Annotated in this window: 14 protein-coding genes; 4 read left to right on the top strand and 10 right to left on the bottom strand. The window is 51.3% G+C overall.

Features of this window, described 5'->3' with window-relative positions; translation table 11 throughout:
* Window position 1: 1 nt before the first annotated feature.
* From BMX45_RS24500 to BMX45_RS24485, 4 genes are all read right to left on the bottom strand, one after another.
* Window positions 2–1,315: an ABC transporter substrate-binding protein gene (locus BMX45_RS24500; protein ID WP_090912656.1), complete on the bottom strand. Its 1,314-nt coding sequence runs from the start codon at window positions 1,313–1,315 to the stop codon at window positions 2–4.
* A gap of 61 nt (window positions 1,316–1,376) precedes the next feature.
* On the bottom strand, window positions 1,377–2,210 hold the full coding sequence (locus BMX45_RS24495) for a carbohydrate ABC transporter permease (RefSeq protein ID WP_090912654.1): 834 nt from the start codon (window positions 2,208–2,210) through the stop codon (window positions 1,377–1,379).
* Between the two features lie 38 nt (window positions 2,211–2,248).
* Window positions 2,249–3,127, bottom strand: coding sequence for a carbohydrate ABC transporter permease (locus BMX45_RS24490; protein ID WP_090912652.1), 879 nt, complete (start codon window positions 3,125–3,127; stop codon window positions 2,249–2,251).
* Entirely contained in the window at window positions 3,120–4,175 is a 1,056-nt protein-coding gene (locus BMX45_RS24485; protein ID WP_090912650.1) for an ABC transporter ATP-binding protein, read from the bottom strand. The genes BMX45_RS24490 and BMX45_RS24485 overlap by 8 nt, the downstream gene beginning before the upstream one ends.
* Window positions 4,176–4,542: 367 nt before the next feature.
* Between BMX45_RS24485 and BMX45_RS24480 the strand changes: the two genes are divergently transcribed.
* On the top strand, window positions 4,543–5,304 hold the full coding sequence (locus BMX45_RS24480) for a DeoR/GlpR family DNA-binding transcription regulator (protein ID WP_090912648.1): 762 nt from the start codon (window positions 4,543–4,545) through the stop codon (window positions 5,302–5,304).
* Window positions 5,305–6,197: 893 nt separating this feature from the next.
* Here BMX45_RS24480 and BMX45_RS24475 read toward each other — a convergent pair.
* Window positions 6,198–7,232, bottom strand: coding sequence for a lytic polysaccharide monooxygenase (locus BMX45_RS24475; protein ID WP_090912646.1), 1,035 nt, complete (start codon window positions 7,230–7,232; stop codon window positions 6,198–6,200).
* 378 nt (window positions 7,233–7,610) lie between these two features.
* Window positions 7,611–7,910 carry a hypothetical protein gene (locus BMX45_RS24470; RefSeq protein ID WP_012818954.1) on the bottom strand — a complete coding sequence of 100 codons (300 nt, stop codon included), beginning with the start codon at window positions 7,908–7,910 and terminating at the stop codon, window positions 7,611–7,613.
* 205 nt (window positions 7,911–8,115) lie between these two features.
* Between BMX45_RS24470 and BMX45_RS24465 the strand changes: the two genes are divergently transcribed.
* The 3 genes from BMX45_RS24465 to BMX45_RS24455 all read left to right on the top strand — a co-directional run bounded on the left by BMX45_RS24465 (window position 8,116) and on the right by BMX45_RS24455 (window position 10,729).
* On the top strand, window positions 8,116–9,531 hold the full coding sequence (locus BMX45_RS24465) for an NAD-dependent malic enzyme (protein WP_090912644.1): 1,416 nt from the start codon (window positions 8,116–8,118) through the stop codon (window positions 9,529–9,531).
* The gene (locus tag BMX45_RS24460) at window positions 9,524–10,129 is read left to right on the top strand and encodes a class I SAM-dependent methyltransferase (RefSeq protein ID WP_090912642.1); all 606 of its coding nucleotides are present in this window, start codon (window positions 9,524–9,526) and stop codon (window positions 10,127–10,129) included. Before BMX45_RS24465 ends, BMX45_RS24460 begins: the two co-directional genes overlap by 8 nt.
* Before the next feature lie 81 nt (window positions 10,130–10,210).
* Window positions 10,211–10,729 (top strand): DinB family protein, encoded by a 519-nt coding sequence (locus BMX45_RS24455; protein ID WP_175495197.1) that lies wholly within the window; start codon window positions 10,211–10,213, stop codon window positions 10,727–10,729.
* A 43-nt stretch (window positions 10,730–10,772) separates the two neighbouring features.
* Here BMX45_RS24455 and BMX45_RS24450 read toward each other — a convergent pair whose 3' ends face one another.
* From BMX45_RS24450 to BMX45_RS24435, 4 genes are all read right to left on the bottom strand, one after another.
* A complete protein-coding gene (locus BMX45_RS24450) occupies window positions 10,773–11,924 on the bottom strand; it encodes an anti sigma factor C-terminal domain-containing protein (RefSeq protein ID WP_254778243.1) in 1,152 nt (383 codons plus the stop codon).
* A 123-nt stretch (window positions 11,925–12,047) separates the two neighbouring features.
* A complete protein-coding gene (locus BMX45_RS24445) occupies window positions 12,048–13,472 on the bottom strand; it encodes an alanine/glycine:cation symporter family protein (protein ID WP_090912641.1) in 1,425 nt (474 codons plus the stop codon).
* Window positions 13,473–13,710: 238 nt separating this feature from the next.
* The gene (locus tag BMX45_RS24440) at window positions 13,711–14,484 is read right to left on the bottom strand and encodes a MerR family transcriptional regulator (protein ID WP_090912639.1); all 774 of its coding nucleotides are present in this window, start codon (window positions 14,482–14,484) and stop codon (window positions 13,711–13,713) included.
* Between the two features lie 163 nt (window positions 14,485–14,647).
* Window positions 14,648–15,421 (bottom strand): hypothetical protein, encoded by a 774-nt coding sequence (locus BMX45_RS24435; protein ID WP_090912637.1) that lies wholly within the window; start codon window positions 15,419–15,421, stop codon window positions 14,648–14,650.
* Between the last annotated feature and the right edge of the window lie 145 nt (window positions 15,422–15,566).

The following is a 15,566-nucleotide window of genomic DNA, read 5'->3' as shown; positions in this document are numbered from 1 at the left end:
GTTATTGGGCCAGAATCCGTTCCGTCTCTTTCTTGAAGGTATCCAGCGTCGCCGGGATATCCTTGCTGTCGTACATGATCGCTTCCATGGCGGAGAAGAACTCATGCATAATCTCAGGCCATGCCACATCCTTGTTGGTATCCGTAGCGAATTCCAGCTGATCATAGGCGACTTTGCGGTTCGGTTCTTTGGCCCACAGCTCTTGGATCTTCTCCGACTCCACCATCTTCTTCGTGAAAGGCAGGTAACCGGATTGCAAAATAAATTCAAGAGCGCCTTCCTCTTCCATCTCCATCCACCGGATGAACTCCCATGCCGCTTCCTTGTTCTTGGAAGAAGACAGCATCGTCACGTTCGCGCCTCCGGTCGGGTTCGCATACACTTCGTCCTTAGGCAGGAATGCCGTCACGTAATCGAAATCCACCGCGCTGGACAATCCACCGATCGATCCCGTGGATTGGTACATCATCCCGACTTTGCCTTCCACAAACATGCTGTTTACGATGTTGCCGGAATCCTGAGCGGGCGGATAATACAAAGCGCCCGTGCTTTGCAGGTCTTTCAGGTAAGTGAACATTTTGGCACCGGCGCCGTTATCCGAAAAGCCGATCGACGTATTGTCGTCATTGAAGAACGTGCCGCCGGCTTGCGAAATCATGGCAATCGGATACCAAGTGTCGTAGGGCATCGTGACGCCGTATCGCTTATACTCGCTGCCTTCCTTGACCACCAGCGCGTTCGCGACCTCCTTCATTTTCTCCCATGTCGTCGGGATTTGAAGCCCGAGCTCATCCAGCAAGGTTTTGTTCACGTGCAGGATCGGGGTGGAACGATTCAGCGGCAGCGACACCAATTGATCATTGAAGGTGGAGTGTCCCATTAAACCGGCAGTGAAGTCGTCTGCGCTGATGCCGGAGCCTTCAAGAAAAGGCGTCAGATCCTCAAGGACCTCCGAATCCGCGAACATCTGGATGTAGGCTCGCTCGAGCATGCTGACATCCGGGCCGGTGCCGGATGCAATCGCCTGCTGCAGCTTGGTTACCGTTTCGTCGTAGCTGCCTTGGAAGGTGCCAACGACTTCGATATCCTCATGGGATGCATTAAAGCGCTGAATGAGCGCATCCATGTATTCCCCGTTCTTGCCTCCCAGCGAGTGCCAGAACTGCACCGTGGTTTTCCCCTTGTCTCCGGACGGGGCTTCGGTTCCCCCGCTTCCCGGCGCTTCGCCGAGCTCAGCCGAACCTCCTCCACCGCATGCGGCAAGCAAACTGAACAGCAGGATGACGGATAGGCGTGTATACCACTTGGATTTCATGTGATTCATTCCTCCATTAATTATTCGATTATGAATGGCTGAAACCTGTCATTTCCTGTAATTATTTAATGCCTGAATACACAAAAGCCTTCACGATGTGCTTCGAACAGAACAAATATACAAGCAGGATGGGCACTACCAGAATCACGTTGCCGGCCATGATGATATGCCAATTGCTGATGCCCTCGGTCTCCCGCAGCATGGCGATCCCCAAGGTCAGCGGCCGGACGGCTGCCGAATCGGTCATGACAAGCGGCCAGAAATAGTCGTTCCAGTGACTGACGAAGCTGAACAGCGCAATGGTGGCGAGTGCCGGCTTCGACATGGGAATCATGATCTTCCGGATGATTTTGAACTCGCTGGCGTTATCCAGGCGGGCCGCTTCGATGATTTCCTCCGGAATCTGCATGAAGTATTGCCGCAGCAGGAAGATGCCGAAGGCATTCGACACGAACGGAATGATCTGCGGGAGCAAGGTTTTGACCAATCCCCAATCCGCCATCATCAGATAAACCGGAATGAACGTAACCTGTCCCGGGATCATGAAGGCCAGGAGGATCATGCCGAACAGCAGCGTTTTTCCCCGGAATTTATACTTGGCAAAAGCATACGCGGCCGGAATCATGATCAGGAACTGCAGTACGATGATGGAGCCGGTGACAACAACCGAGTTCCTGAAATAGGTCAGGAATGGCCCCGCATTCATCGCTTCCGCGAAATTCCCCCACTGCGGCGAAGCCGGAATCCACGTCGGCGGAAACGTCATCGTCTCCCGGAATGTCTGGAGCGATGTGGAGATCATCCACAGAAACGGAAAGATGAAGATCATGAGCACTGCAGCCTTCAGCAAATAGCCCAGCGCCGTCCATACGATTTTTAAGTCAAAGGTCTTCAAACCGTGCCTCCTTTCTTCGTGGCCTAAGCCTTATCGCCTTATTGATAGTGGACCTTCTTGGATAACAGCCGGAAATAGATGAACGTGAGCAATCCGATAATGGCCATGAGCACAACGCCTGTCGCGGCCGAATAACCGATATTGGTCGTTCGGAATCCATATATGTAATACACAAGCGTCGTCGTTGCATTGTTCGGTCCTCCGCCTGTCATCACCTGAACGGTATCGAATACCTTGAAGGAGCCGATCGTCATGATGATGAGAATAAAAAACAGCTGCGGCGAAATCATCGGCAGTGTGATTTTGTAAAACACTTTGAACTTGCTTGCATTATCCAGCGCGGCCGCTTCATAAATGCTCGGCGATATGCTCTGCAAGGCTGCCACGATAATCAGGGTGTAATAGCCAATGGCCTGCCAGACCGACACGATAATGACCGATATCAACGCGGTCTTGGAGCTTTGAAGCCATGCCGACGGCGGGAGTCCAACCAGCTTGAGCAGATAATTGAGCAGTCCTTGATTCGGCTCCATCAGCCACAGCCAGACCAGCGAGATCGATACGATGGATACAACGTGCGGCGTGAAAATCCCGGCCTGGACGACCGAATTGAAACGGCCTTTCTTGTTCAGCCATACGGCGATCAGCAGGGACAGCAGCATGGTCAAAATGACGACCCCGGCCGTATAGACGGAGGTGTTCCAGAGTGCTTTGTAGAAATCCCCGCGCCCCAGAATCTGCGTGAAATTGTCCAATCCGACAAATTTGCTCTTGTCTTTGTTCATCAGGTTGTATTTGAACAAGCTTAAGTAAATCAAATAACCTACCGGATACATCACGAACAGCAGGATACCCGCCATGGCTGGCGCGATCAGCACATAGGGCCTGATCCCTTCCCAGATCCTCCTCTTATCCATAGGCCAGCCCTCTCAGCCGCTCCATGAATTCCCTGTGGCGGTTGTCCTTCTCGTCCACCCGGTTCTCATCCGGACCGAAGAAAAACAATTGGTCGGCCGGCACGCCGAGACAGACTTGCTGATCGACGTGGTATCTGTCATCCGGACATTTCACCATGAATGCATGACCATCGGTCGTCTTCACCTGATAAATCGTCTCGGAGCCCAGCATTTCCCGCGTGATGACCTCGCCCTTGGCCGTGTAGTGAAACGATTCCGGCTCCGTGCCGATCACAACGCTTTCCGGACGGAACCCGAACGTCGCGCGATCGTCTCCCAGCGGCGCAATGTTCATGGGAGGAACCCCGATAAACTGGGCCGCAAACAGATTGCTGGGCTTGCGGTACACTACCTCGGGCGGCGCCTCCTGCTGAATGACCCCTTTGTTCATCAGCACGATGGTATCCGCCATCGACATGGCCTCGATTTGGTCATGGGTCACGTAAACAAAGGTCGTCCCGAGCTTCTTGTGCAGCTCGATCAGCTCGATCCGCATCTGAACCCTCAGCTTGGCGTCCAGATTGGACAACGGTTCATCCATCAGGAAGACGGACGGATCCTTAACCATGGCCCGGGCTAAAGCCACCCGCTGCCGTTGTCCGCCGGACAAGGTGGAGGGCTTGCGGTCTAAATAATCGTTCAGGCCCACGGTTGCCCCTATGGTTTCCACCAGGCGCTTGCGCTCGGCTTTGGGAACCTTATTGTTCACGAGGCCGAATTCGATATTCTCGCGGACCGACATCGTCGGGTAAATGGCGTAGTTCTGAAACACCATGGCCACGCCGCGCTTCCCCGGTGCAATGCGCGTGACATCCTTGCCGTCGATCAGAACGGAACCGGAGGTTTGAGGGTCTATGCCCGCGATCATCCTTAGGAGCGTTGTTTTCCCGCACCCTGACGGGCCGACCAGCACGGTGAATTTTCCGTCCTCGATGGTAAGATCCAAGTCCTCTATGACGGTTTGACGATCAAACGACTTGCTCACTTTCACAAATTCAATGGATGCCAAGAGCGATCCCCCTCACCAATGTGTAATGATGTTGTTGCTGTCATGACAAGCAAAAAAATGAACGTTTCCATAACATGAAATCCCTTACATGCACCTGATAATAAGTACGCATCAAATGCACATGTAATGATCATTTTTGTTCATTTTTATTTAATTCGATTGTAGATCTGCAATATTAGGAGAGTGTTAGGCCTTCGTACGGATTGTGTAAATTCGCTTCGCAGCAAGGGATTTAACATGGCATTAACATAACGGGAGTACACTAGATAGATATGGAGCCCATAAGCATAAAAAAGCAAAAGTGCGCATTGTATGTACAAACGCACTCTGCTGCTCATTGTCCAATTAGGAAGGGAGAAATTATCGATTGCTGGCACACGAACGAAAGAAAAGGATCATTGATTACGTAAGGCAGTACCGTACGGCAACGGTTGCCGCCCTGGCATCCGAATTCGGCGTCCACACGGCCACCATTCGCCGCGATCTGGCGGAGATTGAGCAGGAAGGCGCTTTGAAGCGCACGCATGGCGGAGTCATCATGGAGCAATGGACGCATAACGAGCCATCCTTTAATGAACGGACCAACTTTCATCGGGACGAAAAAATACGCATCGGCCAGCTCGCGGCTTCACTCGTGGAAGACGGGGAAAATATCATCATCGATTCGGGGACAACCACCCTTCATATTGCTACGCATCTTGTTCACCGCTCGGACATTACCGTCATAACCAACGATATGAACGTTGCCGTCGAACTTCGCGATGCTCCGGGCATCAAAGTCATCCTGACCGGCGGGGAGCTGTACCCCTCGAGCTATATGCTAAACGGCATGTTTACCGACCATGTGCTGAAATCCCTGCATGTGGAGAAAGCGTTCATCGGCACCCCTGCCCTGCATCCCCAGCATGGCCTCATGCACCCGGAGGCGCTGCTCGTCCCGGCCAAGCAGAACATGATCCAGGCCGCCGGCGAAATTGTCGTAGTCACCGACCACAGCAAGATCGGCAAGCTGTCCCTGCATACGGTCGCTCCCAACAGCGCCATTCATACACTCGTTACCGGCAGCGAGGCTTCCGACTCGGATGTCAAGCCTTTTCAGGAACGGGGCATCACCGTTTACAGGGTTTGAGACTAGCAAACTTTGCATACCTTTGCGGACCTGGCACCTTTGCATACCTTCGTACCTTTGCGTACCTTGGCTTTGCCTGAACATACTTCTTGCAGAAAGCACAAAAGGCACCCCGGGGGGTGCCTTTTTCAAGCTGCTGCTCGCCAGCAGCTTGCTTATTTATATTCCACTGCTATGTGTACCATCCATACTCGCTTTTTTCGCGATCCCCCCGCTTAGCCAAGGAGCAATAAGCAGAAATTCACGGAACGTCCATCAATACAATCGCCATGTCATCCAATATGTCCAAAAACTCAACGGTCGACAGCCAATCCAAGCATGCCCGGGACCACGCACCGTGCCCACAGGGAGCAGTGACCACGATGTACTTGTTCTTTGGTATAAGGACTTCCTAACGGACTCAGAAGACCTTATTTCATTGAAAACAACCCTTTTAGTAACTTTAGCGGACACAGCGGACCTTATTTGCTGTTTTAATCGGTAAATGCCCTCGTATTTCTCATAATAGCGGATCTGGGGTCCGGTACATTGTAAAAATCGGGTTATGATTTTGAATAACGGAACTAGGGTCCGTTATTGTTGACGAAAGTCATGAAATCATCGAATGAAGAACATCGACAGTCCGTGAACCCACAATATTTCTAAAGGTAATTCCAAGCCATCAGGGTCAATGCGCAGCCGACGGAGGCTATCTCTCTAGCTTATTAGAAGCTATCTCCTCTATACTTATTAATAAGAAGTAAAAAAAAGGAAATATACCACCACCCACTCTCTCATTCCCTCTATCCGCATAGCGGGTGGTTCTTTGTTTCGCGCGGTTCACGCACTCAACTGGCTAAAGCCTAAGAAAAATCCGGCAGTCATTAGACGCCGGATCCGGTCAAACGATCGATTTAAGGGATAACCTTCCAAACTTCGGCAGATCCAGGTGTTTCGCCTTGAGTCCACCATTTTGCTTCATAGTTCACGCCATTGTGGCTGACTTTGCTGCCGCCTAAATAAACGGCTGTTGCGCTCCATGCCGGATAGGTCGTGGAACTTCCGGATGTTGAAACCGTAAGCGGAGCCGATGCCGATGATTTACTGCCTGAGCTGCTGACGGCTACCACAGTGTACGTATAGGACGTTCCTGCGGTTAACCCCGTGTTGGTATAAGAGGTTGAAGTCGATGTACCCACAAGGGATCCGTTGCGGTAGATTTCATAACTGGAAGCCCCGGTGGAAGCTGTCCATGCCAAGGATACGCTGCTGCTTGTTTGGGATGGGGAAGTAAGTCCTGTCGGTGCAGGAACGCCTGGGTTCGGAGTTCCGCCACCGCCGAAGTCTACATCGATGACGTTATAGAAAGCGTTAGCCGTGTCAGCTACTTCCCATACCGCCAGAATGACATGGTAACCGGACTTGGCAGGAACGTTACATGTGGATGCATAGTTTGTCGGAGGTTTTACGCCGCCGTAGTTAATGGAGCAGAAAGGCGTCAGATCGAACGAAGCTCTGCTCAGCGGAGCATTTTGATTCCAGCCGTCTTTCGTAATGTAGTATTTCCAGCTTGCCGTTGCGTGGTTGGCCGTCAAATGCCATTGGAACGTCGTGGTTCCCGGGGAAATGCTTACTTTGCTCCAGCGAGTTGCGGACTGCTCATCGAGTTTAGGGAACGCGCCGCCTGCACTCGCGATTTTGCCATCAGCGGGACCTGCGTTCGGCCAGCCTTTAGGAGCTTCCAAGCTTTGCGGCTCATACACGATGGCGCCGCAATCGGTGTTTTGCCCCTGCTTACACAGAATGGCGCGGCTTCCTGGAGAATCGACATATCCGTGGGCAGAAGCTTTATCCGCAAATAATACCATGAACAAGGTCATCAACAACATCATGGAACCAGCAATGATCAAATTCTTGAGCCAAGCTTTGTTCGGCAAACTTAAAGTCATACAATTAATCCTCCTTTAATATAAAAGATAATAATAAAGCGTTTACACCACCTCCGGCTGTTCAGGCCACCTCCCCTTCTTTGATACAGTAGTTGCCCGCTTAACTTACTGATAACTTGACTGAACTTGGAAATCTTCCACAATCATTGTCCAAGCTTTACCAGTACTATCATTATTTTAAAGCATCTGGAAGCCGTATCCCATAACACTAATCAACGATTTGTTACACATTTCAATGAAATTGGATAAATATGTAACCTGAAATGTTATGAAATCACACGGAACTTGCAGAAAAAAATCGCAAAAAAAAAGCATGCCTCCCCTGAGGGAATCATGCTTTCATCCATGCATTTCGATCCGTTCAGACCGGCAGCAGCTCTATTCCACGCCGTCCCTAAAATGCTTCTTGTAATGTTTATCCCCTTTGTGCTCCAAATCCTCGATCGTAAGCTCCAGGGTATGAATAATCTGTTCCTTGACCTGATTCAACGTGTCAAAATACACGTTCTCCTCCGCTCCAACGATGCGTGTGCCACTAAGTGCCTGAACGGCCTGGTAAACCCGGTGCTGTTCGGCCAAATCGTCGACGGCCTGCAGCGTATGTTTCATCTGAAGGAACAGATCCTTATGATGCTGGGTGGTCAAACGTTTTTCAAGCTCTTCGATTCTGGCATTCATGGCAGCTCTCTCCTTCGCAATAAGATGCTTTCGATTATACTTCCTTGGAATACCCTTTTCCAATAAATTCTTCTTATATATATCACGGTTTCTTTACGGTGAAACAGGAAATTGACCACTGCTCAGCGAACTATGATAACGTTAACATTTTGCATAACTACATACACTGAGAATGACGAAATCGATCAAACATTTGGAGGTAACAATGGAAAACAACGGACTCGGAGGAAAGAGCATTATCCTCAGACTAGAAATGAATACGCAAGAGATCAAATTCGGTGAAGTTGCATCCGCCATATTTGAAGCCGGGGGAGACATGGTTGCCATCGACGTCATTCAAGCCAGCGGCCACATTACCGTACGCGATATTACCATTACGGTCACCGATAGCGTCGATATCGAAAAAATTACAAATACAGTAAAACATTTAAAAGGCGTTCGGCTCGTCAATGTTTCGGACCGCACCTTCCTGCTGCATCTCGGCGGCAAGATCGAAACCCAGCCCAAAATCCCCATCCAAAACCGCGATGACCTATCTCGCGTCTATACGCCTGATGTCGCCCGCGTATGCTCGGCCATTCAGGAGGATCCGAAAAAAGCCTACACGCTCACGATTAAAAGAAATACGGTGGCCGTTATTTCGGACGGAAGCGCCGTGCTCGGTTTGGGCAATATCGGCCCTTATGCGGCCATGCCGGTCATGGAAGGGAAGTCGATGCTCTTCAAACAGCTGGCCGGCGTAGACTCCTTCCCGATTTGCCTTGACACCCAGGACACGGAAGAGATTATAGCCTGCATCAAAGCGATGGCGCCGGCATTTGGCGGCATTAACCTGGAGGACATTTCCTCTCCGCGCTGCTTCGAGATTGAACAGAGACTGCGCGACGAGCTGGACATCCCCGTATTCCACGATGATCAGCACGGTACGGCGGTCGTTCTGTACGCGGCGCTGATCAATGCCCTGAAAATCGTCGGAAAATCCATCGATAACGTTCGGGTCGTTGTGTGCGGAATCGGGGCCGCCGGGGTGGCATGCAGTAAAATCCTTCTGTCAGCCGGCGTTAAGGACATTATTGGCGTCGACCGCGAAGGTGCGCTGGTTGCTGGAAAAGAATACAGTAATAGTATGTGGCAATGGTACGCTGAGCATACGAACCCGAACAAAGTCGAAGGTTCCCTGCGCCAAGTGATCCAAGGTGCCGACGTGTTCATCGGCCTTTCCGCAGGCGGCCTGCTTCGCCGCGAAGACGTACAAGCCATGGCTGATCAACCGATCGTATTCGCAATGGCCAACCCTACGCCGGAGATCAGACCCGAAGAGGTCGAAGATATTGTGGGCGTTATTGCGACCGGACGTTCGGATTACCCGAACCAGATCAATAACGTCCTCTGCTTCCCGGGTATTTTCCGGGCAGCCCTGGACTGTAGAGCAACCACGATTAATGAGGAAATGAAGCTGGCCGCAGCCGAAGCCATTGCATCCGCCGTATCGGACGAGGAACGCAACCCGTCGTATATCATTCCAAGCGTGTTCAACCAGAACGTCGTAAAGGCCATTCGTGAGCTTGTCGTGAAAGCAGCGGTCAAGACAGGGGTTGCCCGGAGAATTCCGCGTGAATAAGAATGCCCTCATTCGAAAGTTCAATAAACAAGCTCCTATATATGAGAGGAACACCAGGCAGCGCAGACTCGGAGAATGGAGACAGCGGCTGCTCTATGGAGTGGAGGGCAAAGTGCTCGAAGTAGCTGTCGGCGCCGGCGCCAACTTCCCCTTCTATCATCCTGATAAGGTGGACGTAACGGCCGTCGATTTCAGTCCCGAGATGTTAACCCGGGCGCGCCAAATGGCATCCGAGCTTGGCATTCGGGCCACTTTCCTGGAACGGGACATCGAGACCCTGGAGCTGCCGGAACGTTCTTACGACTCCGTGGTTTCCACCTTGTCGCTATGCGGCTATGAAGATCCGGTAAAGGCTCTGAACAACATCAACCGCTGGGCCAAACCTGGCGGCCGCATTTATTTGCTGGAGCACGGCATGAGCACGAACCGGCTGCTCGGCGCCGTGCAGCATCTCGTCAACCCTGCGGCACGGCGGATATCCGGGTGTCATTATAACCGGGACATGATCGATATCGTGAATGCCTCGGAACTGAACATCGTCAAGACGGAACGCTATTGGAACGGCATCATCCATCTGATCTGGGCCCAAGCAACCTGACCGTTCATACATACATTCATTGTGGACCTGGCGGCATAATTTTAACATGAGCTCTTAATCATGGATATGGAGGAACTTATTATGTTGAACACAAGGCCTAATGCTAACGAATATTTGCCCCTCGGCGAAAAATACGTGTCGCTTGTCCCTGAAGGCTATATTGCCGAGATCTTGCAGCGGCAGCATGACGAGACGTTACGATCGCTGAGCGATCTGACGGAAGAACAAGCTAATTTCCGCTATGCGGAAGGAAAATGGAGTCTCAAGCAGGTGGTCGGCCATATCGCCGATGTAGAGCGTTTATGGAGCTACCGCATTCTCTACATTGCGCGCGGGGATGCCCGTGAATTCTCGGGTTACGACCGGGAGATTTTTGTGCAGAATTCTCCGTTCGGCCAGCTTCCGCTACGGGAAGCCCTTAAGGATTATGCTGCCGTCAGGCAGTCTACCATTACGCTGGTTGGAAGCTTGACGGAGGAAGCGCTGCTGCGTCAGGGCACGTTCAATAATTACCCGCTCTCCGCCCGGGCGGCCGCCTATGTCATTGCAGGCCATGAGCTTCATCATATGAATATTTTGCGGAATAAATATTTAGCGTAATTGATGAAAGCTGCTTAGCGGCATGGTCTAGTATTACGTATTCTTAACCAAAAAGGGGGCCCCAAAAGATCTTAGATCTGACGGGAACCTCTTTTTCGGTTATGAGACGCTCCTTGTACGAATCGTTCCTCCCATCGCTGTTGCCCCCAATTTTCTCGGAATGGTTCAAAGCATGGAAGAAATTCGGGGACAAATGCAAAGGTTGGCAGCCAAGCTGGCTTAACTCCAATTCCATACCTCGGATGCGGCCCAAACGAAATCCCCAGAATTCCGACTCCGCCTTCAGCTTCTCCAGCTCCCGCACAGGTCCCGTGACGGTAGCCCCATAAACTTGAACTCCATTTTTCTTCAAGTAGGCCAGCCGTTGTTTGTCATCATCCACGCCGTTATATTTGATATTGTTGGTCATCCATTCAACGTCGGCGATCAGCTGCTGCACATCGTCCGATACTCCTGCCTCCAATGAGAAAAAAGTATGCCATGCAGAAAGGAAATGGTTATCGTCAAACATAATCCTGGGCCTCAATGTAAGATGGGGGATCGTGTGACCAGCGCCGCTAGAGCTATAAGTACCCAGTTTGATTTCCCTCAGTTCACCCGCATAAACAGCCATATTAGTCGCTCTAACATCATAATCCGACAGGAGCTCCAAAACCTGCTCCGGTGACTTCAACGTACGAAGCGAGAAGAATATTTCAGCTACGTTGCCGTCTTCCAGTTTCTCTAACTGGTTCATTGCACCATTCGGATGAGAGGAGTCAGTAATCTTCCCACCATCCAGAAGCGCAGAATGCAGAACATAAGGGTCCCTTTCTTCGCGGTTCAGGTAAGGCCCCTGTTCTTCAACGGAATAGGTCAGTTCTCCCCATAACCTCTTCTTCGCGTGAAGCTCTCCGACAATCAACTGCCATTCCCCCACATCCTTATACACTTTCAGCGTTTTCTTCTGGGTGAGGAAGGGCGTCACTTCTACCGAAGACAAGCCGCGTTTATCTACCATAAGTCCACTCTCATGCAATTCAACCGTCGTCATGACAGACCTTATAAATTTATCGTTCAGGCCATTTTTTTCATAATAAATTTGGACGGCTATATAATACATGACATAAGTAAGAAACACGGCCAACGCAGCTAATAAAGCATTTAAGAGCAGCGTTGCCCTTGTCCGCCAGGTCATCCGATTAACATGCAGCATTCGTATCTTCTCCCCCTTCTCACTTAGACAACGGTTTGATTTCGCAAAGGTTACGGTAACATAAAAAATCGCTACAGCAGCTAGAACAACAGCTACCGTAGCGATTCCGTCCTCGTTATTCGATTATGGCGCTTTCGTGGTTGGGCTGTTATGTCCATCCCAGCACTCCACATCCTGAAGCCCCTTGATGCTGTCTTTAGTGAAGACCGGATCGAGGCCTGCCCGCTTCTGCTTCAAGTAGTCATTCAGCGCGGCAAAGGCCGTTCGGGATAGCAGCGCGATGGCGATGAGATTCACGATTACCATCAAGCCCATGAAGAGGTCGGCCAAATCCCACACCAGCTTCACGCTGGTTACGGAGCCGAAGATGACCATGGCCAGCACGGAAACCCGATAGATCCATACCCAAACCCGATTCGACTTCAAAAATTCGATGTTGGTTTCCCCGTAGTAATAGTTACCTATCAAGGTACTGAACGCAAACAGGAAAATCATGACCGCCAGGAAGTCGGATGCCCACGCGCCCATCTCCATGGCCAGGGCAGCCTGCGTCAGGGCGATTCCATCAAGTCCGGTCTGCTGGTATGCGCCGGTAAACAGAATAATGAATGCCGTGCTTGTACATATGACCAGCGTATCGATCAGGACGCCCAGCGCCTGAACCAGTCCCTGCTTCGCCGGATGGCTAGTCGTTGCGGTCGCCGCTGCGTTCGGTGCGCTCCCCATGCCGGCTTCGTTGGAGAACAAGCCTCTTTTGATCCCGTTCATGAGGGCAGCACCGATCGATCCGCCGACCACCTGCTCATACCCGAACGCGCTTTTGACGATTAGCGCAAAAACCTCCGGCAGCTTGGTGATGTTCGCCAATACGATAAACAACGCGGCACCGACATACAGCACAGCCAGAATCACGACGATCAACTCCGACATTTTGGCAATTCGCTTCACTCCCCCAAAGATGATGGCCGCAAACACAACCGCCATGATGATTCCGAGGGTTAAACGATCCGTGCCCAAGGAATTCTGGAAAGCAATCGTAATCGTGTTGGATTGAACCGCGTTAAACACAAGACCAAAGGACAAGGTGATCAGGATCGCAAACAGCACGCCCATCCACCGCTTTTTTAAACCTTGCTGCATGTAATAGGCGGGACCTCCGCGGAATCCGTCCGCTCCATCCTTTACCTTATAAATCTGCGCCAATGTGCTCTCAATAAAGCTGGAGGCCGATCCGATGATCGCAATGATCCACATCCAAAATACGGCCCCCGGCCCCCCAAGCGAGATAGCCAGGGCAACGCCGGTAATGTTCCCGGTCCCGACGCGGGCCGCCATGCTGATGGCAAACGCCTGAAACGGGGAAATGCTCCCCTTCGTTTTGCTCTTGGGTTCGCGGATGACCCGAAACATCTCGCCGATCAGGCGAAACTGCATGAACCTAGTCCCCACTGTAAAATACAGGCCAAACGCTATCAGCAATACGATAAGCAGTTTAGACCATAGAAAATCGTTAAAGATCGTAACGACCTGCTGTACAATTTGATCCATTCTCTACCCTCACTATATATATGTCATCACCCATGGTGTAGGTTTGTGAAAAATAGCCCATGCTACATCTAACCATTACTCCCCCCGTGGAGACAAGAGGTTAATTGTGGAAGAGGGGGGCAGGGTGAACAGATCCAGGTCCTTCAAGGGATCCCTAATAAAAAAGACCCTCTCATCCGCGGGTTTAGCGGAGGGAAAGGGTCTTGTCGGTATGATAAGGCTGCTTGCCTCAGCTTGCTTACAATGATGCAGGATTCGTGCCCGTGTAAATCAGAATCGCATCGCGGAGGAACTTGGCGGTTCCAGGCTGCTTCTCGTCATAATGGGCGGTAAACCGCTCATCGTCAACATACATCTGGGCAAGGCCGGCATGGGCTTCTTTGCTGTAATCATTCCAATAATAGGTGAGCCAACGCTTGTGAAGATCGGCCGCCTTCTGGGCGAGCTCGCCGGCAGGATCGCCCTGCTTAAACGCTTCGGCCAGCGTTTCGTACAGCTCCTCCGCAAGACGCGTTACTTCATCATGCTGCGCTTGCGTCATATTTTTCAGCTTGGCATTGGATTGATTTACAGTTTCGTCGCCATACTTCTCGCGAATTTCCTTACCGTATTTCTTCTCATTATCATCGATCAGCTTTTGCTTGAATCCTTCGAATTTCTCTTGGTCACTCATCGTTTTTCTCCCTTCGGCGGAGGCTATCGTGTTCTCCACATTGGTAATCAGCAAATCCAGTTGCCTTCTCTTGTCTAGGAGCTGCGCATGGTGTTCCTGGAGCGCCTTGGTCCGATTGAAGGATGGTGAGGTCATAATCTCTTTGATCCCGTCCAATTGCAGCCCAAGCTCCCGGTAAAACAAGATCTGCTGCAATCGGTCAACCTCCTCCTGCCCGTAAATCCGATACCCCGACGAGTTGATTCTGGCCGGCTTCAGAATCCCGATCTCGTCATAATAACGGAGGGTTCGCGTGCTTATTCCCGCCAACTTCCCAAGCTTCTGCACCGTGTATTCCATGGTTTCACCTCCTGACAAACTCAATGTACACCTTTACGTAACGTTAAGGTCAACACTTTGTGAGAAAATAATGATGAATTTCTTATATATAAAATAAGAAACTGAATGTATTCTTAATAGAATACCATCCAGTCTCTTCAGCAATCCAATCTCGATTCAATCGTTATTCCGTATCCTCATCCGTTTCTCCCGCAGCCGCAGCCGACTTATCAGCGTCCGCATGCTTCTCGTTCACCCATTGCTTCAAGGGCTCAGTCATTTGATCTTTCAGCTTCTGAATCAGTTGATCCTCCGTCACTCCCTTCGCCGCCGCGATCTCAGCCAACGATTGTCCTTCTTCCATTCCGGCCTTCAGCTCGTCCTCCGACACTCCGAGCAATGCCGCGATTTCCTCCGGATTGCCGAATTTGCCGAACCCTCGTCCTCCTTTGCCATGACCTTTCCCCAAACCGGCGTCGCTGCTCTCTACGATTTGGGTAAGACGATCGCTCAGACCTTCTTTCCACTCGGCTGCTTCAGCTTTCGTAATGCCGCCCTCGCTCAGACGCTCATCGATCTTGGCGGTTTCCAGCTCCATCAGCTTCTGAAGAAACGCGGATTTGACCATTCCCTTGCCTTCGGCAATTTCGGCAAACGTGTTGCCCGCTTCAAGCGCCGTCCGGATTTCAGCCTCCGTCAGCCCAAGGATTTCGGCCGTTTCCTTCACGATGCTGCCGCTCCGAGGTCCGCCCGCCTTATGCCCCATCCACTTCCCTTCCCGGTTCTTCGCTGCATCCGAAGCCGATGTGTCCGTTCCCGTCTGACCGCCCTGAGCTGCCGAGGCAACCGTATCCGTGCTCGCTGCGGCAAAGGTTTTGTTCTGAAGATACCCCGCTCCCCCCAGCACGATCGCTGCCGCCATACTGCTTACTAATACTTTTTTGCTTATCGGATTCATCGTCATCTCTCCTTCTAGGATCATGGTTTGTCTTGCTATTTGAAGTATAGAGACGGAATCTGAAAGCAATCTTAGGGGAAGGTTATGCCAGGCTTAGGCTAAGCTGAAGGTTTGCTGAATGTGGCGCTATGCCAATCGGCTTACG

The sequence above is a fragment of the Paenibacillus sp. cl141a genome, from assembly GCF_900109305.1.
Taxonomy (GTDB): Bacteria; Bacillota; Bacilli; order Paenibacillales; family Paenibacillaceae; genus Paenibacillus_AQ; species Paenibacillus_AQ lautus_A.
Note: the sequence above shows the minus strand (reverse complement) of the source record. Positions and strands in the feature narration are given on the sequence as shown.